The organism is Amycolatopsis sp. NPDC003861 (genome assembly GCF_053605405.1).
This window is the reverse complement of sequence record NZ_JBSGJD010000025.1, coordinates 21,551-48,159: the sequence shown is the minus strand read 5'-3', so window position 1 is coordinate 48,159 and position 26,609 is coordinate 21,551. Positions and strand designations below refer to the sequence as shown.

At 70.2% G+C, this 26,609-nt stretch carries 26 protein-coding genes; 7 read left to right on the top strand and 19 right to left on the bottom strand.

All coding sequences use genetic code 11. The features are described 5' to 3' along the window. Positions 1-4 precede the first annotated feature (4 nt). On the top strand, positions 5-1,222 hold the full coding sequence (locus tag ACWEVN_RS09765) for an amidohydrolase (protein ID WP_452050938.1): 1,218 nt from the start codon (positions 5-7) through the stop codon (positions 1,220-1,222). 48 nt (positions 1,223-1,270) lie between these two features. Here ACWEVN_RS09765 and ACWEVN_RS09760 read toward each other — a convergent pair whose 3' ends face one another. The 3 genes from ACWEVN_RS09760 to ACWEVN_RS09750 all read right to left on the bottom strand — a co-directional run bounded on the left by ACWEVN_RS09760 (position 1,271) and on the right by ACWEVN_RS09750 (position 3,707). After that, positions 1,271-1,876, bottom strand: coding sequence for a Uma2 family endonuclease (locus tag ACWEVN_RS09760; protein ID WP_452050937.1), 606 nt, complete (start codon positions 1,874-1,876; stop codon positions 1,271-1,273). A gap of 111 nt (positions 1,877-1,987) precedes the next feature. Beyond that, complete coding sequence (locus ACWEVN_RS09755) at positions 1,988-2,521, bottom strand: Uma2 family endonuclease (protein WP_452050936.1); 534 nt, start codon at positions 2,519-2,521, stop codon at positions 1,988-1,990. A gap of 49 nt (positions 2,522-2,570) precedes the next feature. After that, entirely contained in the window at positions 2,571-3,707 is a 1,137-nt protein-coding gene (locus tag ACWEVN_RS09750) for an acyl-CoA dehydrogenase family protein (RefSeq protein ID WP_452050935.1), read from the bottom strand. Between the two features lie 101 nt (positions 3,708-3,808). Between ACWEVN_RS09750 and ACWEVN_RS09745 the strand changes: the two genes are divergently transcribed. From ACWEVN_RS09745 to ACWEVN_RS09730, 4 genes are all read left to right on the top strand, one after another. Continuing rightward, positions 3,809-4,390 carry a TetR/AcrR family transcriptional regulator gene (locus ACWEVN_RS09745; RefSeq protein ID WP_452050934.1) on the top strand — a complete coding sequence of 194 codons (582 nt, stop codon included), beginning with the start codon at positions 3,809-3,811 and terminating at the stop codon, positions 4,388-4,390. 41 nt (positions 4,391-4,431) lie between these two features. Continuing rightward, positions 4,432-5,373, top strand: a complete 942-nt coding sequence (locus ACWEVN_RS09740) for a carbohydrate kinase family protein (RefSeq protein WP_452050933.1) — start codon at positions 4,432-4,434, stop codon at positions 5,371-5,373. Between the two features lie 197 nt (positions 5,374-5,570). Then, positions 5,571-6,887: a citrate synthase gene (locus tag ACWEVN_RS09735; protein ID WP_310968644.1), complete on the top strand. Its 1,317-nt coding sequence runs from the start codon at positions 5,571-5,573 to the stop codon at positions 6,885-6,887. 61 nt (positions 6,888-6,948) lie between these two features. Next, entirely contained in the window at positions 6,949-8,295 is a 1,347-nt protein-coding gene (locus ACWEVN_RS09730) for a cryptochrome/photolyase family protein (RefSeq protein ID WP_452050932.1), read from the top strand. On the opposite strand, the gene ACWEVN_RS09725 is transcribed toward ACWEVN_RS09730, so the two are convergent. From ACWEVN_RS09725 to ACWEVN_RS09700, 6 genes are all read right to left on the bottom strand, one after another. Continuing rightward, positions 8,296-9,486 carry an ABC transporter permease gene (locus ACWEVN_RS09725; protein ID WP_452050931.1) on the bottom strand — a complete coding sequence of 397 codons (1,191 nt, stop codon included), beginning with the start codon at positions 9,484-9,486 and terminating at the stop codon, positions 8,296-8,298. Further along, a complete protein-coding gene (locus ACWEVN_RS09720; RefSeq protein ID WP_449685827.1) occupies positions 9,483-10,397 on the bottom strand; it encodes an ABC transporter ATP-binding protein in 915 nt (304 codons plus the stop codon). The genes ACWEVN_RS09725 and ACWEVN_RS09720 overlap by 4 nt, the downstream gene beginning before the upstream one ends. Continuing rightward, positions 10,390-10,929 (bottom strand): hypothetical protein, encoded by a 540-nt coding sequence (locus ACWEVN_RS09715; protein ID WP_452050930.1) that lies wholly within the window; start codon positions 10,927-10,929, stop codon positions 10,390-10,392. The genes ACWEVN_RS09720 and ACWEVN_RS09715 overlap by 8 nt, the downstream gene beginning before the upstream one ends. Continuing rightward, the gene (locus tag ACWEVN_RS09710; protein WP_452050929.1) at positions 10,926-11,195 is read right to left on the bottom strand and encodes a helix-turn-helix transcriptional regulator; all 270 of its coding nucleotides are present in this window, start codon (positions 11,193-11,195) and stop codon (positions 10,926-10,928) included. The genes ACWEVN_RS09715 and ACWEVN_RS09710 overlap by 4 nt, the downstream gene beginning before the upstream one ends. A gap of 67 nt (positions 11,196-11,262) precedes the next feature. Then, a complete protein-coding gene (locus tag ACWEVN_RS09705; protein ID WP_452050928.1) occupies positions 11,263-12,804 on the bottom strand; it encodes a glycerol-3-phosphate dehydrogenase/oxidase in 1,542 nt (513 codons plus the stop codon). After that, the gene (locus tag ACWEVN_RS09700) at positions 12,801-13,364 is read right to left on the bottom strand and encodes a TetR/AcrR family transcriptional regulator (RefSeq protein WP_310969655.1); all 564 of its coding nucleotides are present in this window, start codon (positions 13,362-13,364) and stop codon (positions 12,801-12,803) included. Before ACWEVN_RS09700 ends, ACWEVN_RS09705 begins: the two co-directional genes overlap by 4 nt. Positions 13,365-13,461: 97 nt before the next feature. On the opposite strand from ACWEVN_RS09700, the gene ACWEVN_RS09695 reads away from it, so the two are divergent. Beyond that, positions 13,462-15,081, top strand: a complete 1,620-nt coding sequence (locus ACWEVN_RS09695) for an FAD-binding oxidoreductase (RefSeq protein WP_452050927.1) — start codon at positions 13,462-13,464, stop codon at positions 15,079-15,081. Here ACWEVN_RS09695 and ACWEVN_RS09690 read toward each other — a convergent pair. The 3 genes from ACWEVN_RS09690 to ACWEVN_RS09680 all read right to left on the bottom strand — a co-directional run bounded on the left by ACWEVN_RS09690 (position 15,078) and on the right by ACWEVN_RS09680 (position 17,642). After that, on the bottom strand, positions 15,078-16,175 hold the full coding sequence (locus ACWEVN_RS09690) for an S-(hydroxymethyl)mycothiol dehydrogenase (protein WP_449685822.1): 1,098 nt from the start codon (positions 16,173-16,175) through the stop codon (positions 15,078-15,080). The two genes, ACWEVN_RS09695 and ACWEVN_RS09690, sit on opposite strands and share 4 nt — an antisense overlap. Positions 16,176-16,279: 104 nt before the next feature. Beyond that, the gene (locus ACWEVN_RS09685) at positions 16,280-16,504 is read right to left on the bottom strand and encodes a hypothetical protein (RefSeq protein ID WP_452050926.1); all 225 of its coding nucleotides are present in this window, start codon (positions 16,502-16,504) and stop codon (positions 16,280-16,282) included. A 283-nt stretch (positions 16,505-16,787) separates the two neighbouring features. After that, positions 16,788-17,642 (bottom strand): sigma-70 family RNA polymerase sigma factor, encoded by an 855-nt coding sequence (locus ACWEVN_RS09680; protein WP_452050925.1) that lies wholly within the window; start codon positions 17,640-17,642, stop codon positions 16,788-16,790. A 78-nt stretch (positions 17,643-17,720) separates the two neighbouring features. On the opposite strand from ACWEVN_RS09680, the gene ACWEVN_RS09675 reads away from it, so the two are divergent. Beyond that, positions 17,721-18,170 (top strand): carboxymuconolactone decarboxylase family protein, encoded by a 450-nt coding sequence (locus tag ACWEVN_RS09675; RefSeq protein ID WP_452050924.1) that lies wholly within the window; start codon positions 17,721-17,723, stop codon positions 18,168-18,170. A 46-nt stretch (positions 18,171-18,216) separates the two neighbouring features. Here ACWEVN_RS09675 and ACWEVN_RS09670 read toward each other — a convergent pair whose 3' ends face one another. The 7 genes from ACWEVN_RS09670 to ACWEVN_RS09640 all read right to left on the bottom strand — a co-directional run bounded on the left by ACWEVN_RS09670 (position 18,217) and on the right by ACWEVN_RS09640 (position 26,564). Beyond that, positions 18,217-19,479 (bottom strand): peptidase C39 family protein, encoded by a 1,263-nt coding sequence (locus ACWEVN_RS09670; protein WP_452050923.1) that lies wholly within the window; start codon positions 19,477-19,479, stop codon positions 18,217-18,219. 71 nt (positions 19,480-19,550) lie between these two features. Next, positions 19,551-19,952 carry a PaaI family thioesterase gene (locus ACWEVN_RS09665; protein ID WP_191306884.1) on the bottom strand — a complete coding sequence of 134 codons (402 nt, stop codon included), beginning with the start codon at positions 19,950-19,952 and terminating at the stop codon, positions 19,551-19,553. 19 nt (positions 19,953-19,971) lie between these two features. Then, positions 19,972-21,696: a TIGR03767 family metallophosphoesterase gene (locus ACWEVN_RS09660; RefSeq protein ID WP_452050922.1), complete on the bottom strand. Its 1,725-nt coding sequence runs from the start codon at positions 21,694-21,696 to the stop codon at positions 19,972-19,974. 145 nt (positions 21,697-21,841) lie between these two features. Next, entirely contained in the window at positions 21,842-22,657 is an 816-nt protein-coding gene (locus ACWEVN_RS09655) for a carbohydrate ABC transporter permease (RefSeq protein WP_449685817.1), read from the bottom strand. After that, positions 22,654-23,550 carry a carbohydrate ABC transporter permease gene (locus ACWEVN_RS09650; protein ID WP_452050921.1) on the bottom strand — a complete coding sequence of 299 codons (897 nt, stop codon included), beginning with the start codon at positions 23,548-23,550 and terminating at the stop codon, positions 22,654-22,656. The genes ACWEVN_RS09655 and ACWEVN_RS09650 overlap by 4 nt, the downstream gene beginning before the upstream one ends. Then, positions 23,547-24,836, bottom strand: a complete 1,290-nt coding sequence (locus ACWEVN_RS09645; RefSeq protein WP_452050920.1) for an ABC transporter substrate-binding protein — start codon at positions 24,834-24,836, stop codon at positions 23,547-23,549. Before ACWEVN_RS09645 ends, ACWEVN_RS09650 begins: the two co-directional genes overlap by 4 nt. A gap of 99 nt (positions 24,837-24,935) precedes the next feature. Further along, positions 24,936-26,564 carry a long-chain fatty acid--CoA ligase gene (locus tag ACWEVN_RS09640; RefSeq protein ID WP_449685814.1) on the bottom strand — a complete coding sequence of 543 codons (1,629 nt, stop codon included), beginning with the start codon at positions 26,562-26,564 and terminating at the stop codon, positions 24,936-24,938. Positions 26,565-26,609: the final 45 nt, after the last annotated feature.

The following is a 26,609-nucleotide window of genomic DNA, read 5'->3' as shown; positions in this document are numbered from 1 at the left end:
AACTATGGCGAAGGCAATTGTCGGGGGCTATGTCGTCCCCATCGACGGTGATCCCATCGACGGCGGCACGGTCCTGATCGACGGCGGGAGGATCGTCGCGGTCGGCACCGAGGCCGACGTCGACATCCCGGAGGACGCCGAACTGGTCGACGCGGCCGGCACCTGGGTGCTGCCCGGCTTCATCGACGCCCACGCCCACCTCGGCGTCCACGAGGACGGCGAAGGCTGGGCCGGCAACGACACCAACGAGATGACCGACCCGAACGGCGCCCGCTTCCGGGCCGTCGACGGCATCGACCCCTACGAGCCCGGCTTCGACGACGCGCTGGCCGGCGGTGTGACGAGCGTCGTCATCAAGCCCGGGTCCGGGAACCCGATCGGCGGCCAGACGATCGGCGTCAAGACCTGGGGCCGCAGCGTCCTGGACATGACGTTCGCCGAGCACGTCAGCGTGAAGAGCGCGCTCGGCGAAAACCCGAAGCGCGTGTACGGCGACAAGAAGCAGACGCCGTCGACGCGGCTGGGGGTCGCGGCGATCCTGCGCGAGGCGTTCACCAAGGCCCGCAACTACCAGGCGAAGCGCGCGCACGCGGAGTCCGAGGGCAAGCCGCACGAGGTGGACCTGACCCTGGAGACGCTGTCGAAGGTCCTCGACGGCGAGCTGTACTGGGACCAGCACGTCCACCGCGCGGACGACATCGTGACGGCGATCCGGCTGGCCGACGAGTTCGGCTACAAGCTGGTGATCAACCACGGCACCGAAGGCCACCTGATCGCGGACCTGCTGGCCGAGCGCGAGGTGCCGGTGATCCTGGGGCCGCTGTTCACCACGAAGTCCAAGGTCGAGCTGCGCAACCGCACCCTGCGCTCGGCCGGCATCCTGGCGCGGGCCGGCGTGCGGATCGCGATCACGACGGACCACCCCGTGATCCCGATCAACTTCCTGGTCTACCAGGCGGCCCTCGCGGTGAAGGACGGCCTCGACCCGGCGACGGCGCTGCGTGCGCTGACCGTCAACCCGGCGTCGATGCTGGGGCTGGACGGGCAGATCGGCTCCCTCGCGCCGGGCCTGGACGCGGACGTGGTGCTGTGGAGCGGCGACCCGCTGGACGTGATGAACCGCGCGCTGCGCGTGTTCGTCCGGGGCGACGAGGTGTACCACTTCGACGAGTCACTGGGTGAGGGCGTCTCGAAGGACCGCCGCTACCGGGAGACGCGCTGAGTTTCGGGTGGCACGCCGGTGACCGGGCGGTACCGGCGTGCTGCCCGATCAGCCGAGCAGTGCGGTCAGGTCCAGCTTGACCGGGAACGGGACGTCGGTGGCGAAGGTCCCGGTGACCGCGGCGGCGTCCATATGGCCGAATTCGCCGGCTTGGTGACACGCGACCAGCGAGATGGGCTCGCTCATGTCGATGATCCAGTAGTGCGGGATTCCCGCATCGGCGTACTCGTCGTGCTTCACGTGGTAGTCGGTGCGTTTCGAACCCGGGGACACGATCTCGATGACGACGGCGACGTCCTCCGCTCGGAGCATGGCACTGTCCTGCCGCACGCGGGCGATGGCCGCTCTCTCGACGATGAGCAGGTCCGGGCGCCGGGAAAAACCGGGTTTGCCCGGAGGCGCCAAGCCGAGGTTCACATCGGTTTCGGGCAGAACACGGAGGTGGCTCGGCAACTGCGGGGCAAGTTGCTGCCCGAGTTCGAACACCGCGATGTTGTGATCGGCGACAGGGCTGGGGGACATCAGGACGCGGCCTTCCACGAGTTCGGTGAAACCTGTGTCGGTTTCACCGAGCGCCGCGTACTCCTCGATCGTCAGCAGGTGATCCGGGATCTCCCACCGTCGAGCAGCGCCCGGCTTGGGAAGTGCAATCACAGCGGCTCCTCACGTCGCCTGGCATTGTCTCACGGGCTCAAGTGCAACCAAGAGTGACCGTATCTGTACCGAGCGTGTGACACTTCTACCTCGACGCGGTGAACCATGCGTTCAAGGGGCCAAGGCGTCGAGGTCGAGCCGTGCGGGGAACGGGACCTGCGCGCTGAACACGCCGGTGACCGCGGCGGCGGCCAGGTGGCCGTCGCAGGCGACCAGCGATACCGGCCCCGTGATGTCGACGATCCAGTAGTGCGGGATGCCGGCGTCGGCGTACTCGTCGCGTTTCACCCGGTAGTCCGTGCGCTTCGAACCCGGCACCACCACCTCGGCCACCAGGACCACGTCCTCCGCGCGCAGCAGGCCTTCCGCACGGCCGAACGCGGCACGGTCGAGGACCAGCAGGTCCGGACGGCGGACGAAGCCGGGCTCGCCGTCCGGGGACAACCCCAGGTCCACGTCGTTGGCGACGACGAACGCCAGCCCGCGCGGCAGCTGCCGCTCGAGGGCGGCGGCCAGGAGGCAGACCGCGAGGTCGTGCCGGCGGCCGGAGCCGGGCGAGGGCACCACGCGGCCCTCCACCAGCTCCGTGAAACCGGTGGCGTCGAGCGCCGCGTACTCCTCGATGGTCAGCAGATGGCCGGGCATGCGAAAACGCTAGCCGTCCCCGAACGGTGACACCGATCGCTGGATCGAGCTACGCGTTCTTCAGCTCGCGAGCGATGACGACCCGCTGGATCTGGTTCGTCCCCTCGAAGATCTGCGGCACCTTCGCCTCGCGCATGTACCGCTCCACCGGGAAGTCCCGCGTGTACCCGGCCCCGCCGAGGACCTGCACCGCGTCCGTCGTCACCTTCATCGCGCCGTCCGTCGCCACCAGTTTGGCGATCGACGCCTGGCGCTTGAACGGCATCCCGCGGTCACGCCACCGGGCCGCGTCCAGGTACAGCGCGCGGGACGCCTCCACCGTCGCCGCCATGTCCGCCAGCATGAACTCGACGCCCTGGAAGTCGATGATCGGACGGCCGAACTGCGACCGGCCCTTCGCGTACGCCACCGCTTCGTCCAGCGCCGCCTGCGCCAGGCCCACCGCGCAGGCCGCGATGCCGAGCCGCCCCGAGCTCAGCGACGACAGCGCGATGCGGAGCCCGTCGCCGCGCGAGCCCAGCAGCCGCGTGGCCGGTACGCGGGCGTCTTCGAAGATCATCTGGGCCGTCGGCGAGCCGGTCAGGCCCATCTTGCGCTCCCGCGGAGCCGCCGACAGCCCCTCGGTGGCCCCGTCGACCAGCAGGCACGAGATTTCGTCCGAGCCCGTGCGGACCATCGTCGTGTAGAAGTCCGCCACGCCCGCGTGGGTGATCCACGCCTTGGTGCCGTTGACGACGTAGTCCGAGCCGTCGAGACGCGCGCGCGTCGACAGCGCCGCCGCGTCCGAGCCCGCGTTCGTCTCCGACAGCGCGTACGCACCCAGCAGTGAGCCTTCGAGCATGTCCGGCAGCCACTGGTCGCGCTGCTCGTCGGTGCCGTACTCCGCGAGCGCGTAGCAGGACATCGTGTGCACCGACAGTCCGACGCCGACCGTCATCCACGCCGCCGCGATCTCCTCCAGGACCTGCAGGTAGACCTCGTACGAAACTTCGCCGCCGCCCCACCGCTCGTGGTAGGGCAGGCCCAGCAGGCCGGACTTGCCGAGCAGGCGGAACTGCTCGCGCGGGAACTGCTCGGCTTCCTCCGCCGCTGCCGCGCGGGGCGCAAGCTCATCGCGCGCGATTTCCCTGGTCAGCGCGACCAGTTCCGCCGCTTCCGACGAGGGCAGCAAGCGTTCGGCGGGCATCGTTGTCCTCCAAAGCGGTACTGAAAACAGTACTGTGGGCTAGTGCAGAGTACCGTACGGCACGTCTCGGGTGGCCGGAAGACGTAGGAGATAGTGAGCCGATGCGCCCCGAACCACGCCGCCGGCCGACCGCCCGCCAGCTGGCGCTGCTCGGCGACCTCGAGGCGCTCTTCCTGGCCGAGGGCTTCGCCGCCTTCACGCTGGACGACCTCGCCGGCCGGCTGCGCTGCTCGAAATCGACGCTCTACGCGCTCGCGCCCAGCAAGGAACAGCTCGCCGTCAAGGTCGTCACCCGGTTCTTCCGCGGCGCCGCGGAGCGGATCGAGGAGCGCATCGCCGGGATCGACGACGCCCGCAAGCTGATCGGGGAGTATCTGGCCGGCGTCGCCGAGCACCTCAACCGGGCGTCGCCCGCCTTCATGCACGACCTCGCCGCGTTCGGCCCGGCCCGGGAGGCCTACCAGCTCAACAGCCGGTTCGCCGCGAAACGGCTCCGGCAGTTCATCGACAAGGGCGTCGCCGACGGGGTGTTCCGCGACGTCCACGCCCGGCTGCTGGCCGAGATGACCGGGCTGATCATCGAGGGCATCCAGACCGGCGTGCTCGCCCAGCGGACCGAGGTGTCCGACGCCGAGGCGTTCACCGCTTTGGGCGAACTGCTGCTCGGTGGCTTGAACAAATAGCGGACAGGAATTGTCAGGCCCGCGTCAATTAAACTCCCGGCGTGATCGTCGTAGGCGGAGAAGCTCTGGTCGACCTGGTTCCCGGCGACCCCCTGGATTCCACTGTGGACGGTGGGCTGCGCGCGCTGCTGCCCCGGCTGGGCGGCGGCCCGTACAACGTCGCGCTGGCCGCCGGGCGGCTCGGCGTGCCGGCGGCGTTCTTCTCCCGCGTCTCCACCGACCGGTTCGGCGAGGCGATGATCGAGCGGCTGCACGCCTCCGCCGTCGACACCTCGCTGCTGCAGCGCGGCGACGAGCCGACGACGCTGGCCGTCGTGGCGCTCGACGCGAAGGGCGCCGCGCGCTACACGTTCTACGTCGAGGGCACCGCCGACCGGCTGGTCGCGGATCCCGGCCCGCTGGCCGACGCTGTGACAGCGCTCTCACTCGGCACGCTCGGCATGGTCCTCGAACCCGGCGCCTCCGCGTACGAGGCGATGCTGCGGCGCGAAGCGGCCCGCGGCGTGCTGACCGTGCTCGACCCCAACATCCGCGAGGCGCTCATCACCGACCCGGCCGCCTACCGCGCCCGGTTCACCTCCTGGCTGCCGGACGTCCGGCTGTTGAAGATCTCCGACGACGACGCCGCGTGGCTCACCGGAGGCGCCGATCCGGTCGCCGCCGCGAAGACGTGGATCGAGTCCGGTGTGGACGCCGTGGTGCTCACCCGGGGCGCCGACGGGCTTTCGGTGATCACCGCCGCAGGTGAGCTGGCCCACGTGCCGTCGCGAAAAGTCACCGTGGTGGACACCATCGGCGCGGGCGACACCGTGCACGGCGCGCTGCTGGCCTGGCTGCACACCCGCGAGGCCACCGACCTGGCCTCCCTCGACGCCGGCGCGTGGCGCGAGGCCCTCACCTTCGCGGCGAAAGCGGCGTCGATCACGGTGTCCCGCAGCGGCGCCGAGCCGCCCACGTCCGCCGACCTGGCGGCCACCGTGTGAACCTGGTCCCAAATGGGCCCCCACGGGCAACGTCGCCGCTGCGCGAAGGCGGGTTTCTCGACTAACGTTGAGGGGCATTCTTCATACCCCAGCGGGGCGGTGTGCAGCGAGGCGCCAGTGTTTCCTCGCGTGAACACGTGGCTACCTGTGGAACGTACAGGCGCCGCCGGCCCGTGCCCAACGTGAGAGGGACTTGTATGTCCGACGCGACGACTGCGGGGCAGTCCGGCGGAGAAACCGCGAAGCTGACCCTGCCGAGTGGCGAGCACGAGTTCAAGATCGTCCACCCGGTCGAGGGCGCGCCCGGGATCGAGCTGGGCAAGCTGCTGGCGCAGACGGGGTACATCACCTACGACCCCGGTTTCGTCAACACCGGTGCCGCGTCGTCCGCCATCGCCTACATCGACGGTGACGCCGGCATCCTCCGCTACCGCGGGTACCCGATCGAGCAGCTGGCCGAGAAGTCGACCTTCATCGAGGTCTCCTACCTGCTCATCTACGGCGAGCTGCCGACGCAGGCCCAGCTGGCCGACTTCACCGAGAAGATCCAGCGGCACACGCTGCTCCACGAGGACCTGAAGGCGTTCTTCAGCGGCTTCCCGCGCGACGCCCACCCGATGCCGGTTCTGTCGAGCGCGGTCTCGGCGCTGTCGACCTTCTACCAGGATTCGCTCAACCCGTTCGACGAGCCGAACGTGGAGCTGTCGACCATCCGCCTGCTCGCCAAGGTTCCGACGCTGGCGGCGTACGCGTACAAGAAGTCCGTCGGCCAGCCGCTGCTGTACCCGGACAACTCGCTGGGCCTGGTCGAGAACTTCCTGCGGATGACGTTCGGCTTCCCGGCCGAGCCGTACGACGTCGACCCGGACGTCGTCAAGGCGCTCGACCTGCTGTTCATCCTGCACGCCGACCACGAGCAGAACTGCTCGACCTCGACCGTGCGCCTGGTCGGCTCGTCCGAGGCGAACCTGTTCGCCTCGATCTCGGCCGGCATCAACGCCCTGTTCGGCCCGCTGCACGGCGGCGCGAACGCGGCGGTGCTCGACATGCTGGAGGGCATCCAGCAGGACGGCGGCGACGTCGCCAAGTTCGTCGAGCGCGTGAAGAACAAGGAAAAGGGCGTGAAGCTGATGGGCTTCGGGCACCGGGTCTACAAGAACTACGACCCGCGCGCGAAGATCATCAAGAACACCGCCGACGAGATCCTCGGCAAGCTGAAGGGCGGCGACCAGCTGCTCGACATCGCCAAGAAGCTCGAGGAAACCGCGCTTTCCGACGACTACTTCGTCGAGCGGAAGCTGTACCCGAACGTGGACTTCTACACCGGCCTGATCTACCGGGCGCTGGGCTTCCCGACGAAGTTCTTCACGGTGCTGTTCGCGCTCGGCCGCCTGCCGGGCTGGATCGCGCACTGGCGCGAGATGATCAACGACCCGGCCACCAAGATCGGCCGCCCGCGGCAGATCTACACCGGCCACGCGACCCGGGACTACATCCCGATGTCCGAGCGCTGATCAATTCCGCGAAAACGCCCCGTCGTGCACCCGCACGGCGGGGCGTTTATCGTTTACCGTCGTGACCCGAGAAGCGCCGGTTGTCCTGTGGTTCCGCCGTGACCTGCGGCTGGGCGACCACGCTGCCCTGCTGGAGGCGTCGAAGCACAGCAAGCACGTGCTCGCGCTGTACGTCCTCGACGAGGCGCTGCTGAAGCCCGGTGGCGCGCCGCGGGAAGCGTTCTTGTACGGCTGTCTCGAAAAGCTGAACGAGCAACTCGGCGGCCGCCTGATGCTGGTCCGCGGCGACCCGGCGGCCGAGGTCGTCCGCGCGGCGCGCAAGATCGGCGCGGCCGCGGTGCACGTCAGCGCGGACACCGGTCCCTACGGCCGTCGCCGGGACGAAGCGGTGGCGAAAGCGTTGGCGGAGCACAACATCGAGTGGGTCGAGACGGGTTCGCCGTACGCGGTGACGCCGGGGCGCGTCACCAAGCCGGACGGCAGCCCGTACCGCGTCTTCACGCCGTTCTTCCGCGCCTGGACCGGCCGTGGCTGGCCTTCGCCCGCGGACACCGGACCGGCCCTTGTGGACTGGATCGAACCGGTGAAGTCGCTGAAGATCCCGCGTCCGCCCAAGGTTTCCGCGGCGCTGCCCGAGCCGGGCGAGCAGGCGGCCCTGGACGTCTGGCACGCCTTCCTCGACGACGGCATCGAGACCTACGACGAGGATCGCGACCGCCCGGACCGCGAAGGCACCACGCGGCTTTCGCCGTACCTGCGCTGGGGCTGCATCCACCCGCGCACGATCCTGGCCGACCTGTCCGGCGACGACCGGGTGGGCGCGAAGTCGTTGCGCAGCGAGATCTGCTGGCGCGAGTTCCACGCCGACGTCCTGTGGCACCGCCCGGAAACGGCCCGCGAGAACTACGACAAGCGGTTCGACGGCATGAAGCACGACGACGACCCCGAGGCCTTCGCGCGGTGGTGCGAGGGCCGGACGGGCTACCCGATCGTGGACGCCGGGATGCGGCAGCTGCTCGCCGAGGGCTGGATGCACAACCGGGTGCGGATGGTCGTGGCGAGCTTCCTGGTGAAGGATCTGCACCTGCCGTGGTGGCTGGGTGCCCGCCACTTCATGAAGCACCTGGTGGACGGCGACCTGGCGTCGAACCAGCTGAACTGGCAGTGGGTGGCGGGCTGCGGCACCGACGCGGCCCCGTACTTCCGCATCTTCAACCCGACGACCCAGGGGGAGAAGTTCGACCCGCAGGGGGACTACGTGCGCAAGTACGTGCCGGAGCTGCGTTCGGTGCCGGGCAAGGCGGTCCACAAGCTGAAGGAGCGCCCCGAGGAGTACCCGGAACCCATGGTCGACCACAGCCACGAGCGCCAGGTTTCCTTGGAGCGGTACGGCAAGATCACGTCGTGATCAGCCACGCAGGGCCTCCGTCAGCTTGATCCGGCTGCCGATCCGCAGCACGCTGTTGCCGTAGATCTTCCCGCCGATCCAGGTCAGCAGCGCGACCAGGGCGACCGTCAGCGTCAGCGACAGCCCGATCTCCCAGCCCGCCGCCGCGCCCGTCGCAATGCGGGCCGGCATCAGGATCGGGGAGAGCAGGGGGATCAGCGAGACGATCCGCGTCGCCGAGCCCGCCGGGTTCTGGACCAGCAGGTTGAACCCCGCGATGAACCCGACGACCAGGATGATGTTCAGCGGCCCGACCACCGACTGGGTGTCCTCCTGCCGGGAGACCAGCGAGCCCAGCGCGCCGTAGATGGTGGCGTACAACAGGAAACCCAGCAGGTACCAGAGCAGGCCCCACAGCACCGCGCCCGTCGCGAAGCCGGACAGCGTGAACACGCCGGTCGCCGACGCCGCACCGAGGCCGACCACCGCGAGGATGACCAGCTGGGTCAGGCCGACCAGGCCGAGCCCGATCACCTTGCCCAGCAGCAGCTGCCACGGCCGCACGCTGGCGAGCAGGATCTCCACGACCCGGCTCGACTTCTCCTCGACCACGCCCTGGGCGACCATCATCCCGTAGGTGATGATGCTCATGTACAGCAGGAACGCCACGACCAGCCCGACGACCAGCCGCTGCGTCTGGTCCGCCGGCTGCGGCGAAAGCGCGTCGTCCTGGACGTGGGTGCCGTTGACCCTGGCCATCACCTCGGCCGGCTCCAGCTGCGCCGAGGACAGCACGCCGTCGAGCACCTGCTGCTGGGCGACCTGGTCGAGCACCCGGCGCAGCTGGTCGTCCAAAGAGGACTTGTAGGTGGCGGTCAGCTGCGCAGCGCTGCCCGAGACGAGCGCGTCGAGGTCGCCGTCTTCGACCTTCTCCCGGCCCTCCGCCGGATCGGTGACGACGACCGTGCTGATCTCACGGCCCGAAAGCGCCGCTTCGGTCTGCAGCTGGCGGGCGATGCCGATCGCCTGGCCGGTCAGCCCGACCGTGTTCTTGTCCGACGAACTGGCCAGCGACGTCTGGAAGAAGACGTACCCCAGCAGCAGCACCAGCAGGACGCCGGTGCCGACCACGAACGACCGCGTGCGCAGCCGCGTGTTCAGCTCGCGCTTCAGCACGAGCCAGACGGCGCGCCGGCCACTCAACGTCCTCATCGCGCTTCCCCCTTCTCGGACACCGCGTCGCGGAACAGCTCGGTGAGCGAACGGCGACGGCGGCTGAACTCGGTGACCGGCCCGGTCGCCAGCGCGGCGGCCAGCACGGCCTGGTCGTCCGCGCCCGGTTCGAGGTCGAGCACGGTGGTCCCGCCGTTCTGCTCCAGGACCCCGACCCCCGGCAGGCCCGCGGCCCAGCCGGGGGACGCGGCGGGCGCGGTGACGACGAGCTTGCTGCGCGCCCCCGCGGTCAGCTCGTCGACCGTGCCGACGGCGACCATCCGGCCGCCGCGGATGATCCCGACCCGGTCGCACAGCCGCTCGACGAGGTCGAGCTGGTGGCTGGAGAACACCACCGGCACCCCCGCGGCGGCCTTCTCCCGCAGGACGCCGCTCATCACGTCGACGGCGAGCGGGTCGAGACCGGAGAACGGTTCGTCGAGCACCAGCACGGCCGGGTCGTGCACCAGCGCGGCAGCGAGCTGGACGCGCTGCTGGTTGCCGAGGGACAGCTTCTGCACCTCGTCCTTGCGGCGCTCGGCCAGGCCGAGCCGGGTGATCCAGGTTTCCGCGTTGCGGTGGGCCTCGTTGGCGTTCAGGCCGTGCAGCTCGGCCAGGTAGACGAGCTGGTCGAGCACCTTCATCTTCGGGTACAGCCCGCGTTCTTCGGGCATGTAGCCGATGTGGGTACGAGTCTCGTGCGTGACCGGTTTGCCGTCGAAGCGCACCTCACCGCCGTCGGAGGCCAGCACGCCCAGCGCGATCCGCATGGTGGTGGTCTTGCCGGCGCCGTTGCTGCCGACGAAGCCGAACAGCTCGCCGGCGCGGACGTCGAACGAGACGCCGTCCAGCGCGACCTTGGCGCCGTAGCGCTTGGAGATCCGGTCGATCTCCAGGGTCCCCTCAGGCATTTCCGATCCCCTCTTCGAAGTCTTCGGGGTCGTCGTCCGGCAGCGACCAGCCCAGCACGATGGCCGGGATGGTGGTGCCGGTGACCAGCAGCGCGGACAGCATCATGGCGCCGCGTTCCGGGGTGCCGGCGGCGAACAGGCCGTACAGCATGGCGATCAGCATCAGGTAGCTGAGCGCCTGGTAACCGATGTAGGTGACGCGGTGGCGCCACTCGCGCTCGCGTTCGTCGAGCAGCCGCGAGAAGCTGCCGCACATCCGGCCGGTCAGGATGCGCAGCGTGAGGAACGCGCACCCGCCGACGACCAGCCCGGTCAGCCAGAAGGCCGGGAAGGCCCACTTGGGCTGGCTTTCGAACTGCGAGGCCCCGGCGACCAGAGCCAGGTCGGCGAGCACCAGGACGACGACGAGCGTCCGGCGGTGCTTCCGGGTGCGCCAGCCCGGCAGCTTCCGCGCTCGGTTCTGTTCGGCTTCTTCGAGTTTGTCGAGCTGGCGTTCCCAGTAGGCCGTGAGACGGCCCGGTTGCTCGGTCATGCTCCCCCCTCGCGGTAGACCTGGGTGGAAAGAGGCGTGAACGGCGCGCGGCTGAAGACCGCCTCGACGGGCAGGTCGAACACCGCGCAGATCCGGAACGCCAGGTCCAGGCTCGGATAGTGATCACCGCGTTCGAGCGCGCCGATGGTCTGTGGATTGACTTCGACGGCGCTCGCCAGCGCGGCTCGGGTCATCCCGCGCTCGGCCCGGAGCACGGGAAGCCGGTTGTAGATCGGCAGCTCTTTGCCGCGTCTGACCGGGCTCATGCAGCCAACTGTTGCAAAAACCCAACGACTCGTCAACCTAAGAGAACATCAAGAAGGGTTGACGTGCTCAGGTCAACCCCGCTAGCGATTTGTCGACAAGTTCCGCCACCCGTGCCCGCGCGGCTTCGGCGTCCGACGGGATCAGCGACAGCCGCGTCCGGCGTTCCAGGACGTCCTCGACGTCCAGCGCTCCCTCGTTCCGCACCGCCCACACCACCTCGGCCGCCGTGATCTCCGTTCCCGGGCCCACCGGGGCCGCGAACTCCGCGTCCAGCTCGCCCAGCGCCGCCACCCGGGGTGCTTCGGTGCCGTACCGCTCCACCAGCCGCGGCGCGGCGTCCACAAACGACAACTCGGGCCGCGGAGCCGCCCCCAGCAACGGCAAGCGCGCGGTGTGGCAGGGCGAAACCGGCAAGCCCGCCAGGCGGACGGCCGCGTCGACGGCGTCCTCGGCCATCCGGCGGTACGTCGTGAGCTTGCCGCCGACCACGGTCAGCAGCCCGTCGGAACCGGCCAGGACCGCGTGCTTGCGGGACAGGTCCGCCGACCGGCCGCCCGTTCCCTCGACCAGCGGCCGCAGCCCCGCGTAGGACCCGGCGACGTCGGCGCGCGTGAGCGGCCGCGACAGAACGGACGAAGCCAGCGACAGCAGAAAGTCCACATCGGACTCGGGAACCGCCGGCACGGACGGAATCGGCCCGGCGACGGGTTCGTCGGTCAGTCCCAAGTAGACCCGCCCGTCCGGCTGCGGGAGCAGGAAGACGAACCGGTTCGTCTCGCCGGGCACGCCGATGTTCACCGATGTCGTCCCCATCGGCACCGTCCCCGGCGCCAGCACCAGGTGCGAACCGAGCGAGGGCCGCAGCCGCACCGCGCCCGTCAGCGTTCCGGCCCACACCCCGGTCGCGTTGATCACCTGCCGGGCGTGGATGTCCACTGTGGATCCCGAAAGGCCGTCGCGCGCCTGGACCCGGTCCGCCGAAACCGCAGTGGCCGAGAGCCGGGTCAGGATCCGGGCGCCGAACGACGCCGCCGTGCGGGCGAGGGTGACCACCAACCGCGCGTCGTCGACCAAAGCGCCGTCGTAGGCCAGCAGTGCGCCGCGCAGGCCGTGGGAAGAAAGCCCCGGAGCCAGGGACAAGGCGAGTGCGGCGGGAATCGAGCGAGGCCGGGGCAGCACCGACGACGGCGTGCGCGCCGCCCGGCGGAGCGCGTCCCCCGCGCGCAGGCCCGCCGCGACCAGAGCCTGCTGAGCCCGGGAGGTGCTGGGGTACAACGGGAACAGCTGCGGCATCGCCCGCGTCAGGTGCGGGGCCGTGCGCGTCATCAGGATCCCGCGCTCCACCGCGCTCTCGTGCGCCAGCCCGAGTTCGCCGTGCGCCAGGTACCGCAGGCCGCCGTGGACCAGCTTCGACGACCAGCGGGACGTCCCGAACGCCAGGTCGTGCGCCTCCACGAGCGCCACCGACAGGCCGCGCGAAGCCGCGTCCAGCGCGATGCCCGTGCCGGTGACGCCGCCGCCGACCACCGCGATGTCCACGCGCTCGCCCGACGCCAGCCGCGCGAGCTCGCGTTCGCGGCGCCGCGCGTTGAGCGAGCCGGACGTCATGGCCGCAGTGCCGCGTCGAGCACGTGGGTGAACTCCGCCATCAGCGCCGCCTCGTCGACGTCCGCGGTGGCCGGGCGCAGCGAAAACGCGAACGACTGCACCACCAGCAGCACCGACCGCGACTGCACCGCGACCGGCGCGCGCCGGATCGAGCCGTCCCGGTGGCCGGCCTCCAGGAGCCCGTGCAGCGCCTGCTCGGCGAACTTCTGCGTCGCGCCGAGCCGCTCCACGATGTACGGGAGGACGAGCTCCGGGTCGACGTCGAGCAGCGTGCGGAACAGCGGGTCGGTCGACAGCGCGCGGACGCCGGCCGCCGCGATGAGCACCAGGCGGTCGCGGCTGGTCGCCGCGTCGGCGCCGCTTTCGCTCGCCGTGCGCAGCAGCCCGCTGAACTCGCGGGTCATCAGCGCCGCGAGCACGCTGCGGACGTCGGGGAACCGGCGGTAGACCGTCATCCGGCTGACGCGCGCGGTGCGGGCGATCTCGGCGAGTGTGGTGCGGCGCACACCGACGGCCAGCACGCACGAGCGCGCGGCGTCGAGCAGCACGTCATCGGCCACTCGCGTCGCCGTTTGGCGGTTGCGGGTGTCCGCGAGCGCGGACGAACCCGCCGTCTGCGTGGTGTGACGTTTTACGTCCATGTGTCACACTGTAGTCGTGAACGCTCTCATTGACCACCGCCTCCGCCGGTCCTGGACCGCGGAAGCCGCCGGCGCCGCCCCGCTGCCCGCGCGGGCGGCCAAGTGGCTTGAACAGCGTATCGGTCCGGTGGCCCCCGATGCCGCCCCAACCGACGACTTGCCGGTAAAAATACCGTCGACGAAACTCGCGAAATCTGCCGAGGAGGCGCTGGCCAAGGTCGTCGGCGCGGAAAACGTGCAGGTCGACGACCCGGCGCGGCTCGCGCGGGCGACCGGGCTGTCCTACCTCGACCTCCTGCGCCGCCGTTCGCCTTCGGCGGACTTCCCGGTGCCCGACGCCGTCGTGCTCCCGGCCGGCCCCGACGAGGTCCAGGAAGTCCTCGACGTCTGCGTGCAGCACGACATCGGCGTCGTGCCCTTCGGCGGCGGGACGTCGGTGGTCGGCGGGGTCGCCGCGCTGAGCGGGGAGAAGACGTCGGTGATCGCGCTGGACCTCGTCCGGCTCGACGCGCTGGTGTCGGTGGACGCCGAGTCGCGCATCGCCGTCCTGCAGGCGGGCGTCCGCGGCCCCGAGGCGGAGCGGCTGCTCGCCGGGCACGGCCTGACGCTCGGGCACATCCCGCAGTCGTTCGAGCGCGCGACGATCGGCGGCTTCGCGGCGACGCGCTCGGCCGGCCAGGCGTCGTCGGGCTACGGACGCTTCGAGGACATGGTGACCGGCGTGCGGCTGGCCACCCCGCGCGGCGCGTGGAAGCTCGGCGTCGCCCCGGCGTCGGCGGCCGGGCCGGACCTGCGCCAGCTGGCGATCGGCAGCGAGGGGACGCTCGGCGTGATCACCGAGGTGGCACTGCGGGTGCGGCCGGCGCCGGCGGTCCGGCGCTACGAGGGTTATGCGCTGCCGGGCTGGGCGGCCGGCGCCGAAGCGGTGCGGGACCTCGCGCAGCACCACGCGCTCGCCGACGTCACCCGGCTGTCCGATGTGGACGAGACCGAAGTGTCCCTCGCGCTGAACGCAGGATTGAAGACGGCGGCGCTGCGCCGTTATCTGGCCGTGCGGGGCGTGCGCCGGCCGTGTTTCCTCATCGTGGGCTGGGAAGGCACCGCGCACGACGTGGCGCTGCGGCGCCGGGAGACGGCCCGGCGGCTGAAGGCTTCGGGTGCCGTGCGCGTCGGCAAGGCGCTCGGCGAGTCGTGGCGGCACGGCCGGTTCTCCGGGCCCCGGCAGCGGGACACGTTGCTGGACCTGGGTGTCTGCGTCGAGACGCTGGAGACCGCCGCCTACTGGTCCAATGTGGACGAGCTGCGCGACGACGTCCGCGCGGCGCTGACGGCGGCCCTGGGCCGCTCGATCGTCATGTGCCACATTTCGCACGCGTACGAAACGGGGGCGTCGCTGTACTTCACGGTGCTGACGGCCCGCGACGAAGCGGACCCGGTCGGGCAGTGGCAGCGCGCGAAAGCCGCGGCGTGCGAAGCGATCGCCGGGCTCGGCACGATCTCGCACCACCACGCCGTCGGCGTCGACCACGCGCCGTACCTCCACGCGGAAATCGGCGCGCTGGGCGTGGAGGTGCTGCGCGCGGCGAAATCCGCCGTGGACCCGACCGGGATCCTCAACCCCGGGAAGCTGGTTTAGAAGGTCACCACGCTGCGCAGGACGTCGCCGTGGTGCATGCGCTCGAAGGCCTGCTCGACGCCGTCGACGCCGATCCGCTCGGTGACGAACTTGTCGAGCGGCAGCCGGCCCTGCAAGTAGAGGTCGACGAGCATCGGGAAGTCGCGGCTGGGCAGGCAGTCGCCGTACCAGGAGGACTTGAGCGAGCCGCCGCGCGAGAAGAAGTCGATCAACGGCAGGTCGTTCAGCCGCATTTCCGGCGTCGGCACGCCGACCAGGACGACCGTGCCGGCCAGGTCGCGCCCGTAGAAGGCCTGCCGCCAGGTCTCGGGACGGCCGACGGCGTCGATCACGACGTCGGGGCCGAAGCCGCTGGTGGCGTCCTGCATGGCCTCGACGACCTGCGCCTCGGACAGGCCCTTGCTGTTGAGCGTGTGGGTGGCCCCGAAGTCCTTCGCCCAGGTGAGCTTCCGGTCGTCCATGTCGATCGCGACGATCGTGGTGGCCCCGGCCAGCTTCGCCCCGGCGATGGCGGCGTCCCCGACCCCGCCGCACCCGATGACGGCGACCGAGTCCCCGCGCGTGACGGCGCCGGTGTTGATGGCCGCACCGAGCCCGGCCATCACCCCGCACCCGAGCAGCCCGGCGACGGCGGGCTCGGCGGCCCGGTCGACCTTCGTGCACTGTCCGCTGTGGACAAGCGTCTTCTCGAGGAAGGCCCCGACCCCGAGGGCGGGCGACAGCTTGGTGCCGTCCTGCAGGGTCATCGGCTGGGTGGCGTTGAAGGTGGCGAAGCAGTACCACGGCTTGCCGCGCTTGCAGGCCCGGCAGGTGCCGCAGACGGCGCGCCAGTTGAGGATGACGTAGTCGCCGGGCTCGAGATCGGTGACGCCCTCGCCGACGGCCTCGACGACCCCGGCGGCCTCGTGGCCGAGCAGGAACGGGAAGTCGTCGTTGATCCCGCCCTCGCGGTAGTGCAGGTCGGTGTGGCAGACCCCGCAGGCCTGGACGTTCACGACGGCTTCGCCGGGACCGGGATCGGGCACGAGGACGGTCTCCAGCGAGACGGGCTCGCCCTTCGCCCGCGAAACGACCCCCTGGACCTCGTACGGCATTCGAACCACCTTCCGGCTGCGCTGCTGGTCGACCGCAGCTAATCACGGATCATGCGGAGATGGCGACATCCGCATGAGTGAGGTTTTGCGCAACATGTTGCGTGTTACGCAACTGTGCGTCGCCGGTCGGCGATGGCGGCGAGGTCTTGGCCGGTGAGGCCGGTGGCGTGGTCGACGGTGAGCAGGAGGGCCGGGCCCGGGTGGTGGCCCGCGACCCAGGCGAAGGGGTGCCTCGCCGCCCACTCGACGATCGCTTTGGTAAGGCAGCCGCGCGCCCGGGACGTCTCACGCAGCAGCGGCCCGCCACGCCCGGGCAGGCGACCTCGCATGCGACCCGTGCCAAACCGCTGAAACCATGCCCCGCCCGCTGCTGGGCCCGCCGCCGCCCCCGGCGCTGGACTTCCCGGACGACAGCCTCTCCACGCTGCACTGGAAGAACACTGCCGCGCAACAGCCCCGGCATGGCGGGCGGCCTCTACCGCGTAGGAGTCCCGGCGCGGCGGCTACTGCCCGCGTGGCCACTGTCGCGCAAGGCCGCCGCGCGGGTGGTCGGCGCCGGAAACCGCGGCTCAGTGCAGGTCGTGCGTGGGCCTCCGGCCCCCGGTATCCAGCTTACCGGGCACCACCGACAGTTTCCGGCGGCTCCGGGAGCGCCATCGACGCCAGCTTCGCCGGGTCGGCCACCGCCGCGATGTTCGTGATGCGGCCGTCCGTCACCGTGAATGCCACCACCGACAGCGGCGTTCCGTCCGGGCGCCATGCCACCACGCCCGGCAAGCCGCCCACCAACACCGCGCGGCCCCCTGCCGCCGCTCCGAAGCGGGCTCCCGTTGCCACGTTCGTCGCCCCCAGGACCACCACCACTCCGTCCGGGGTGTCCACCGTCAAGCGGACCTCCGGGTCCAGTACGCGCAGCAACTGCTCGAAGTCGCCGTCGCGGGCTGCCGTCAGGAATGCCTGGACCACCTCGTGCTGGGAAGGCCCTGTCGGGGGCGAGGGCGTCCGGACCTTGCGGCGGGCCCGGCTGGCCAGCATCTTGGCCGCCGCCGTCGACTTGCCCAGGATGCGGGCGATCTCCTCGAACGGCACCGCGAACAGGTCGTGGAGCACGAACGCCAGCCGCTCGCTCGGGCCGAGGGACTCCAGGACCACCAGCAGCGCCAGGCCCACCGAGTCGGCCAGCTCCGCGTCCTCCTCCGGGGAGGCCGCCACCGTGACGACGACCTCCTCGTACAGCCCCTCGGGTCGCGCTCGGCGCGCCCGCAGCACGTCCAGGCTGATCCGGCCGACCACCGTCGTCAGCCAGCCCTCGAGGTTCTCGATCGTCGCCTCGTCCTGGCGGGACAGGCGCAACCAGGCCTCCTGGACCACGTCCTCGGCGTCGGCGTGGGAGCCGAGGACGCGGTGGGCCACCGCGCGCAGGCGGTCTCGCTGCGCTTCGAACGTCGAAGCCAACCTGTCGGACATGGTCGTTACCTTCCTCGCTTCCGCTCCGTCGTGGACATGACGGGCCCGGAGGGGCACAGGTAACCGATGGAGGAACCGATGGAACCACGGCTGACGACCCAGAGCGATCCCGACGTGACCGGCGCGGTCCAGCAGCTCTACAAATCAGTGCACCGCGCCGGGGCCGATCCGCTGCTGCTCGAGCTGGTCCACCTGCGGGCCAGCCAGATCAACGGCTGCGCCCCCTGCACCTACGCCGGCGTCCGGTCGGCGAAGCGGCAGGGCGAGACCGACGACCGCCTGCACAGCGTCGTCACCTGGCGCGAAACGCCGTTCTTCACCGAGCCGGAACGGGCCGCGCTCGCGCTCACCGAGGCCGCCACGCGGATCGAAGACGGCCAGCCCGGCGTGACCGACGAGATCTGGGCGGCCGCCGCCGGGCACTTCGACGAGACGCAGCTGTCCGCGATCGTCACGCACATCGCGCTCACCGGCTTCTTCAACCGGATCAACCGGGCGATCCGGGAGCAGGCCGGCAAGACCTGGTGAGCCCGGCGGGGCGCCGGGAAGGCGCCCCGCCGGACCCGGCCGGTGGTCATGCCGGCGTGATGATGTACGCGACGCCGCCCGGGCCGCTCGCCACGGTGCCGTCCGCGCGGTACCGCTTCGTCCGCTGCCAGATCTTCTCGAACTGATCGCGCTGGTAGATGTTTCGGACGCGGTCGTTGCTGCTCGACGCCGGGTCGTTCGCGATCACGTCGCCGTCCTTCGTGAAGCCGACGACGACCATGATGTGCCCCGACGTGCCGTAGCCGGCGCCGTCGAGTTCCGACGACAGGAACGACTGCGACGTGATCACCGGGATGCCCCGCGCGATGTAGTTCTCCAGCTCGTTCAGGGAGTGCAGCCGCGTGATGTGGCCGCGCAGCCCGCGCGAAGCCGCGTACGCCGTGTTGAACGGCCAGTTGCCGGTGCCGTCGTAGGCGTGGTCGTAGGTGTAGCGCGCGGCGAAGGCCACCTGCGGGTCGACGTAGTCCGCCGGGATCCACGACATCTCCGCCGCCGACGGCTTCTTGCCCCAGTACTCGGCCACCATCTCGGTCGACGTCGGGCTGCACCAGGCCTCGCCGCCCCCGCCGTACTCCGGGAACTGTCCTTTGTGGAGGTTCTGCGCGTAGGCGGGCACCTTCAGCTCGATCCCGGTGGCGCGCCCGGGCTTCGTCGGCTGGACCTCGAAGCGGTCCGGGACGGCCGAGGTCATCGCGCCCAGCAGGCTCACCGACGGCGTCGCGCCCGACCCGGCTTCGCGGTAGAGGCTGACCCGCAGGTGGTAGGACTTCAGCGTCACGCCGGTCTTCATCACCAGCGTGTCCACGTCGACCAGCGCGTTCGCGTCGTCCTGGCCGTCGACGCTGGTGCGCAGGACGTCGGCGTCGCCGCTGGCCCACCGGCCCATCACGTACCACGCCGTTTCGGCGCCCGCCGACGTCCGGCCCTGCGCCTCGACCTGCAGCCAGGTCTTCGCGGGCGTCTTCGCGTTCCAGGACGCGACCAGCTGCGTCGCGCCGAAACCCTGCCGGTACTCCGGCGACGTCCACTGGCCGTACTCGTACGTCCTGGTCGTGCCGAGTTCCGGCTCGGTGTGCTGGACCGTGCCGGCCGGGTGCGTGATGCGCAGGCCGTCCCGGGTGAGCGCGACCCCGGCGAAGCCGCCTTCGTGGAAGCGGCCGCCGGTCCACTCGTGGTAGTCGATCGCCTCGTCGTCGTGCGGCCGGACGGGCGTGGCCTCGGCGACTTGCGTGGTTACGGCAGATAACACGACCACTGACAATAAGGTGAACAACTCACGTGCGCGCATCGCGGCTCCCTGATAGACCCACCCAGTTGCCAGGGATTTTCGCCGTTCCGGCCGGGTCTGTAAACAGGTACCTACAGGACGGCCTGCGTCTGTGTCACTTTCGCGACCAGCTTGCCGTCATCGTCGTGGATTTCGGTCTCCACCACGACGAACTTGCGGCCCGCGTGCAATGGTCTGGACGACGCAACGGCGTAGCCCGAACGCACGGCACGCAGGAAGTTCGTCTTCGATTCGACGGTCGTGGTGCCCTGCCCGCCCTCGGGCAGGTTGAGGAACGCGCACACGGCGCCGGTCGAGTCGGCCAGCGCCATGAGCGCGCCCCCGTGCAGCGCGCCGCCGAGCGTGCAGAGGCTCTCGTCCCACTTCAGCCGGCTGCGGACGAGCTCCCGCCCGTGCTCCAGCACCTCCACGCCGAGGCGTTCGGAAAACGGCATGGAGCGGTGGAAGAGCTGCGTGCCTTCAAGATCGGTCATGCGACCACTGTGCCGCACCTCAGCTCAGCGGGTTGACGAGCAGCAGCTCCGTGTTGTGGTCTTCGGCCGCGCCGACGCGGCCCAGGTCGGTGTGGATGTCGTTGTAGGACAGCTCGCGGTACAGCGACGCAAGCGCTTGCGGCGTCCGGGCGTCGTAGTCCACGGCGTACGGCGCTTCGGCCTCGATCAGCGTCGTGAACAGCGACAACGTGCCGTCGGCGTTGTCCGCGACCTCGACGATCCGCGCGTGCTGCGGGAAGTCGACGTGCGACGCCGTGTTGATCTCCCAGAAGCCCTGCTGCGGCGTGTTCCCGGCGTGCGGCGTGATCTTGTTGAGGTGCGTGTGGCCGTTCACCCAGGCCAGCATGTTCGGGAACCGCTTGAGCAGCGCGACGAAGGCGTTGCCGTCCAGCCGCGGGTCGAGCAGGTGGCGCGAATCCGGCAGCAGGTTGCCCATCGAGCCGCTGGTGTGGTGGCTGAACAGCAGGAACAGCTCGTCGGTGACGGAGTGGGTGACCTTGCGGCCGAAGAAGTCGTAGTAGGTCGAGCTGTTGCGCTTGAGCGTCGACTCGACCCAGGAGTACTGCGCGAGCCCGATCGACCCGTCGGCGAACCCGGCGTCGGTGGTGGTGTCGAGGCTGATCCCGGTGATGCCGGGCGCGATCCGGAAGGTGTAGTAGACGTTCTGGCCGTCGGCGTTGGCGCTGGTGAAGCCGTGCCCGACCGGGCCGGGGCCGGTGTTGGCGCTGTCGAGGTGGGCTCGGACGAACTCGCCGGTGCTGAACGGACGGCGCCGCGCGTCCGGCGTCACCTCGCGGATGGTGCCGCTGCCGCCGAACAGCTCCGCGACCGGCACGCCGGAGCCCTTCTTGATGGCGTCGGCGAGCTTCTTGGAGGTGGTCTCGTCCTTGCCGATCACCTTGTACTTCCCGGTGTACCAGGCGTCGATCCCGGGGATCTGCGCCGGCAGCGAGCCGACGATGCTGTCGTCGTGGTTGCCGAAGGTGCAGAACCACGGGACGTCGAGGCCGGGCGCGGTGAAGGTCCGCAGGCCGGCTTCGAGCAGGCCGGGCAGCTGCGGGAAGCCCTTCGCCGAGTAGTTGTCGCCCACACCGGGGATCGAGGGGTTCCAGTACTCGTCGTTGCCGGAGCTCTGGACGCCTTCGTAGGCGTTCTTGTCGCCGGAGTTCGGGGTGACCGTGCCGCCGTTGAGGACCTTGAGGAACCAGTCGAGCTCGATCAGCTCGTGGTTGTCGGTGTTGTCGCCGGTGGTGACCATCAGGTCGAACGGCCGCCCGGTGAACGGCCCCTGCCGCACGCTGTTGACGCGCTCGACGAGCGCGCTGGTGGCGACGGTGCCGAGCGCCTCCTGCGGCCGGTGCGCCGAGCCGATGAAGGGGTGCAGGTACTCGAACCGCGCGGGGCTCTCGGCGTCGGTGATGTGCAGGTCGGTGAACTGGACGAAGGCGGACAGCGCCCGGCGCCGGTCGTCGCGCCCGCTCTTCGCGGTGGCGAGATCGCTCCGGACGACCAGCGGCCACCCGGGGCCCGCGGAGAGGCGCGAGTAGGTGCTGGTGCCGCCGCCGGTGGCGACCTGCTCGAGCGTGGTGCCGGCGGTGCTGACCGAGCGCGTGCTGGTGAGCCGCAGGGCGCGGTCGAGGGCGTTCGCGGCAGGCGTGCAGAGCAGCAGCCCGACACCGGCGGCGCCCGCGGTGGTGAAGGTGCGCCGGGTGAGTTCGGCCATGAGTTCGCTCCCCAGTCTTCTCGGTTGACCGGCACCGTGCCGGACGCCGGTGACCGGACGGTGAACGTGACATTTCGAGCTACCTTGTCACAGGTGTCGGGATGGCTGTACCGCCGAAGGTCGTGGTCATTTCGGCGGACCCGCTTCAGCCCTTCAAACCGGACTCCGCCACGCCGCGCACCAGGTACCGCTGCAGGAACGCGAACAGCAGCACGATCGGCAGGATCGACACCGCGGCCGCCAGGAACAGCAGGTTCAGCTGCGGGTTCTGGGCCGTCAGCAGCCCCGACAGCGCCACCTGAACCGTCCACGAATCCGGTGATTGCGCGATGATCAGCGGCCACAGGAACGCGTTCCAGCTGCCGATCACCGTGATCACCGCGATCGCCGCGAAGAAGCCCTTCGAATTGGGTACGACGATCCGCCAGAACACGCCCCAGCGGGACAGGCCGTCCACCCGGCCGGCCTCCTCCAGCTCACGGGGGAAGTCCAGGAAGTACTGCCGGAACAGGAAGACGCTGAACGCGCTGAACAGCCCGGGGATCACCAGGCCGCGGAAGTCCGACAGCCAGCCCAGCGACGAGACGACCACGAAGCTCGGCACGAACGTCACCGACGTCGGGATCATCAGCGTCGCCAGCACCGCGTAGAACACGATCTTGGCGTGCCGGTACGGGATCCGCGCCAGCCCGTAACCGGCCAGCGAACAGATCACCAGCAGGCCGACCGTCTGCAGGGTCGCGACCAGCGCCGAGTTCAGCAGGCTGCGGGCGAACGGGACGTCCGACAGCGAGAACAGCCGCGAGAAGTTCTCCCAGTGCACTGTGGACGGGAAGAACGTCCACTGTGGAGAAGTGATATCCGATCGCGAAGCCAGGCCGTTGCGCAGCAGCAGGTAGAACGGCAGCAGGAACAACACCGCCGCCACCACCAGGCAAATCCACCGCAGGAACGCCCTCATGAGGCACGCCCGAACCGCAGCACCCGGCCCTGCAACAGCGTCACCAGGGCGATGATCAGCGCCAGGATCACCGCGCCGGCACTGCCGCGGCCGAGGTCCTGGCCGCCTGACCCCAGGGACGTGTAGTACAGGTAGACCAGCGGCGGCCGGGCGAACGGCGGGTAGCCGCGGGCGTCGCCCATGATGTTGTAGAACTCGTCGAACGCCTGGTAGGCATTGATCAAGTTCAGCAGCAGCACCGCCACCGCCGTCGCGCGCAGCTGCGGCAGGGTGATGTACCGGAACACCTGCCAGCCCGGTTTGGCGCCGTCGAGCCACGCCGCCTCGTACAGCTGGGCCGGGATGCGTTGCAGCGCGGCGATGAACAGGATCATGTAGAAGCCCAGCTGCAGCCACAGCCGCGCGGTCACCAGCACCACCCAGTACAGCGGCGGGTCGACCGTTCCGGTCCAGGCCACCGGGTCGGCGCCGAACAGGCCGAGCACGGTGTTCGCGAGGCCGTACCGGACCCCCGAGAACAGCGACGTCTTCCAGATCAGCGACGCCACCACGTACGAGCACGCGAACGGCAGGAAGAACACCGACCGGAAGAACGCCCGCGCGAACCGCAGCTGGTTGACGCCGAGCGCGAGGGCCAGCGACAACACGAACGTCAGCGGCACGATGAACACCGCGAACACGCTGAACGTCCCCAGGCTCGACAGGAACGGCTCGTCGGTGAGCATGTGCCCGTAGTTGTCCAGCCCGACGAACTCGGTCGGCGTCACCGTGTTGCGCGCGTCGAAGAACGAGAGGTACGCGCTCCAGCCGATCGGCAGGTACGCGAAGATCGCCAACCCGATCAGGAACGGCCCGACGAACAGCCAGAACGCGCGCGCATCGCGCCGCTTCATTCGAAGAGGCGCTTCAGCTCGGCCTTCGCCACCTCGACCGCGGTTTTCACCTGGGCCGTCGGGTCCGCGCCCTCCTTGGCGATTTTCGCGACCGCGTCGGACAGCGCCGTGTTCGACTGCTGCGTCCACACCGGGCCGCCGACGAGGTGGCTGTTCTCCTTGACGAACCGGGCCGCGTCGGCGGCCGGGCCGGACTTGAGGTTGTCCGCGCGGCCGATCAGGCTCTGGCGGGCCGGCACGTGGAAGCCGAACTTCGTCGCGAACTCCAGCTGGTCCTGCGTCTGGTCGATCCACAGCCACTTCACGAACGCCTTCGCCTCGGTGACGTGCGCGCTCTTGGCGTTCACCATCGCGCCGTACGCGCCGACCGGGACCGACGGCGCGCCGCTGCCGTCCAGCTTCGGGAAGGGCAGGACGCCGAAGTCGTCGTCGAACGCCTGGCGGATCTTCGGCACGTTCCACAGGCCGGTCCACTGCATCGCGGTCAGGCCGTCGACGAACGCGCCCGGGTCCGACCAGTCCGCCGGCGCGCCGAGCAGCAGGGAACCGTTGGCGTTCAGCGTGTGCAGCTTCGCCAGCGCGGTCGCCGCGCGCGGGTCGTCGAAGCCGACCTCGCGGTTGCCGTTCTTCAGGAAGTCGAGCCCCGCGGACCACAGCAGCGGGCCGGTGAGCACGCCGACGCCGCCGTCGTTGCCCGCGAAGAAGCCCTTGACGCCGTCCTTCGTGAGCTTCCCGGCGGCGTCGATGAGCTCGTCGACCGTCTGCGGCGGCTGCACCCCCGCGGCCTGCAGCAGGCTCTTGCGGTAGAAGAGCACCTGCGTGTCGGTGGCCTGCGGGATGCCGTAGACCCGGCCGTCGACGGTCTGCGCGGCCAGCACGGCCGGGCTGAAGTCGTCCTTGACCGGCCCGATGACGTCGTCGAGCGGGACGACCTGCTTCTGCCGCACCCAGTCGATCTTGACTTGCGCCTCGAAGACGTCCGGCACCTTGCTGTTCTGCAGCGCGGTGACGATCTTCGAGTCGTAGTCGCCGGGGTTCCACTGCACGGTGACGGCGGCGCCGGGGTAGCTCGCCGCGTACCGCTTGACGGCGTCCTGGACGCCTTCCTCGCCGTACGCGTGGTACCACTGCTGGAGCGCGACCTTCGAAGCCTGGGACGGCGGCGGGCCCGCCGAGTACGCCGTCGAGGGCGGCGGGTCACCCTGCCGCCCGGTGTTCGACCCGCAGGCCGTCGCCAGCGCGCCCATTCCCGCCAGTGCGAGGAAATTCCGCCTGTTCCGCTGCATCCCCAGAACTCCTCCGACGTGCTCCGAAGGCCACCATAGGGGGGTCAGGGTCCCCTATGGTGACCGCCAGAGGCATGAGACTCGCCGGAGATTTACCCGTTAGAGCTGTGCGATGTCGAGCTTTCCCTCGGAGTAGGACGCGCGGATCCGCTTCTTGTCGAACTTGCCGACGCTGGTCTTGGGCACTTCGTCCACGAACGTCCAGTTCTCCGGCAACTGCCACTTCGCGACCTTGTCGCTGAGGTAGTCGCGCAGCTCTTCCGGCGTGACGCTCTGGCCTTCCTTGAGCACGACGGCGACCAGCGGCCGCTCGTCCCACTTCTCGTCCGGGATGCCGACGACCGCGGCCTCGGCCACCGCGGGGTGGCCCATCACCTGGTTCTCCAGGTCGACCGAGGAGATCCACTCGCCGCCGGACTTGATGACGTCCTTGGCGCGGTCGGTCAGCGTCAGGTAGCCGTCGGCGCTGATCCTGCCGACGTCGCCGGTGCGCAGCCAGCCGTCGTGGAACTTGTCCGGGTCGACTTCCGTGCCGCCGTAGTACGAAGCCGCGATCCAAGGGCCCTGGACCTCGAGCTCGCCGACGGCGTCGTCGTCCCAGGGCAGCACCGCGCCGTCGTCGTCGATCAGCCGCGCGCGCACCGACGCCGGGAAGCGGCCCTGCGTGTAGCGGTACTTCCAGATGTCGTCGCCGGTCGCCGACGCCGGCGGCCGGGCGACGCTGCCCAGCGGCGACGTCTCGGTCATGCCCCAGGCGTGCAGGATCGACACGTGGTGCCGCTCCTGGAAGGCGTGCATCAGCGACGGCGGCACCGCGGACCCGCCGACGACGACCTCGCGCAGGTGCGAGATGTCCTGCGGGTGGGCTTCGAGGTGGGCGAGCAGGCCCTGCCAGACGGTCGGGACCGCGCCGGCGAAGGTCGGCTTCTCGGCGGCCAGCATCGCCGAGATCGGCGCCGGCTGGAGGAACCGGTCCGGCATCAGCAGCGACGCACCGACCATGAGCGCCGCGTACGGCAGGCCCCACGCCATCGCGTGGAACATCGGCACGATGGCCAGCGCTTTGTCGCTCTGCGCGAGGTTCATGCTGTCGCTCATGCAGACCTGCATCGAGTGCAGCCAGATCGACCGGTGTGAATAGGCGACGCCCTTGGGGTCACCGGTGGTGCCCGACGTGTAACACATCGCGGCGGCCGAGCGCTCGTCCACGTCCGGCCAGTCGAAGGTGTCCGGCTGGGCGGCCAGCAGCTCGGCGTAGGAGTGCACCTCGACGCCGTCGGGGGCTTCGAGGGACGCGGCGTCGCCGTTGGCCACGATGACGTGCCGGACCGTCTTGAACTGCGGCAGCTGCTTGGCCAGCAGGGGGACGAGGGTGCCGTCGACGATGACGACGTGGTCCTCGGCGTGGTTGGCGACGAACACGAGCTGCTCCGGGAACAGCCGGATGTTCAGCGTGTGCAGCACGGCGCCCATGGCCGGAACGGCCAGGTAGGCGGCCATGTGCTCGGCGTTGTTCCACATGAACGTGCCGACGCGCTGGTCGCCTGTCACGCCGAGGCCCCGGAGCGCGTTCGCGAGCCGGGCGGCGTGCCTGCCGAGGTCGCCGTAGGTCTCGCGGCGGGCTTCTGAACCGGTCCAGGTGATGACTTCGCTCGCCGAGTGCACCGACGTGCCGTGACGGAGCAGGTTCGCCAGCGACAGCTGGCCGTCCTGCATGGTGCTCAACATGGTCGCTCCCGGGGGTCGCTCGCCGGTGAACTGGGGTTGCGCCGA

Excerpts from the sequence above, each read along its gene's own strand:
- ACWEVN_RS09645 (WP_452050920.1), bottom strand. The coding sequence starts at position 24,836 with ATGCAGCGGAACAGGCGGAATTTCCTCGCACTGGCGGGAATGGGCGCG.
- ACWEVN_RS09660 (WP_452050922.1), bottom strand. The coding sequence starts at position 21,696 with ATGGCCGAACTCACCCGGCGCACCTTCACCACCGCGGGCGCCGCCGGT.
- ACWEVN_RS09655 (WP_449685817.1), bottom strand. The coding sequence starts at position 22,657 with ATGAGGGCGTTCCTGCGGTGGATTTGCCTGGTGGTGGCGGCGGTGTTG.
- ACWEVN_RS09670 (WP_452050923.1), bottom strand. The coding sequence starts at position 19,479 with ATGCGCGCACGTGAGTTGTTCACCTTATTGTCAGTGGTCGTGTTATCT.
- ACWEVN_RS09715 (WP_452050930.1), bottom strand. The coding sequence starts at position 10,929 with ATGACCGAGCAACCGGGCCGTCTCACGGCCTACTGGGAACGCCAGCTC.
- ACWEVN_RS09755 (WP_452050936.1), bottom strand. The coding sequence starts at position 2,521 with ATGCCCGGCCATCTGCTGACCATCGAGGAGTACGCGGCGCTCGACGCC.
- ACWEVN_RS09675 (WP_452050924.1), top strand. The coding sequence starts at position 17,721 with ATGGAACCACGGCTGACGACCCAGAGCGATCCCGACGTGACCGGCGCG.
- ACWEVN_RS09685 (WP_452050926.1), bottom strand. The coding sequence starts at position 16,504 with ATGCGAGGTCGCCTGCCCGGGCGTGGCGGGCCGCTGCTGCGTGAGACG.
- ACWEVN_RS09650 (WP_452050921.1), bottom strand. The coding sequence starts at position 23,550 with ATGAAGCGGCGCGATGCGCGCGCGTTCTGGCTGTTCGTCGGGCCGTTC.
- ACWEVN_RS09765 (WP_452050938.1), top strand. The coding sequence starts at position 5 with ATGGCGAAGGCAATTGTCGGGGGCTATGTCGTCCCCATCGACGGTGAT.
- ACWEVN_RS09705 (WP_452050928.1), bottom strand. The coding sequence starts at position 12,804 with ATGACGTCCGGCTCGCTCAACGCGCGGCGCCGCGAACGCGAGCTCGCG.
- ACWEVN_RS09750 (WP_452050935.1), bottom strand. The coding sequence starts at position 3,707 with ATGCCCGCCGAACGCTTGCTGCCCTCGTCGGAAGCGGCGGAACTGGTC.
- ACWEVN_RS09735 (WP_310968644.1), top strand. The coding sequence starts at position 5,571 with ATGTCCGACGCGACGACTGCGGGGCAGTCCGGCGGAGAAACCGCGAAG.
- ACWEVN_RS09745 (WP_452050934.1), top strand. The coding sequence starts at position 3,809 with ATGCGCCCCGAACCACGCCGCCGGCCGACCGCCCGCCAGCTGGCGCTG.
- ACWEVN_RS09725 (WP_452050931.1), bottom strand. The coding sequence starts at position 9,486 with ATGAGGACGTTGAGTGGCCGGCGCGCCGTCTGGCTCGTGCTGAAGCGC.
- ACWEVN_RS09690 (WP_449685822.1), bottom strand. The coding sequence starts at position 16,175 with ATGCCGTACGAGGTCCAGGGGGTCGTTTCGCGGGCGAAGGGCGAGCCC.
- ACWEVN_RS09710 (WP_452050929.1), bottom strand. The coding sequence starts at position 11,195 with ATGAGCCCGGTCAGACGCGGCAAAGAGCTGCCGATCTACAACCGGCTT.
- ACWEVN_RS09720 (WP_449685827.1), bottom strand. The coding sequence starts at position 10,397 with ATGCCTGAGGGGACCCTGGAGATCGACCGGATCTCCAAGCGCTACGGC.
- ACWEVN_RS09665 (WP_191306884.1), bottom strand. The coding sequence starts at position 19,952 with ATGACCGATCTTGAAGGCACGCAGCTCTTCCACCGCTCCATGCCGTTT.
- ACWEVN_RS09680 (WP_452050925.1), bottom strand. The coding sequence starts at position 17,642 with ATGTCCGACAGGTTGGCTTCGACGTTCGAAGCGCAGCGAGACCGCCTG.
- ACWEVN_RS09640 (WP_449685814.1), bottom strand. The coding sequence starts at position 26,564 with ATGTTGAGCACCATGCAGGACGGCCAGCTGTCGCTGGCGAACCTGCTC.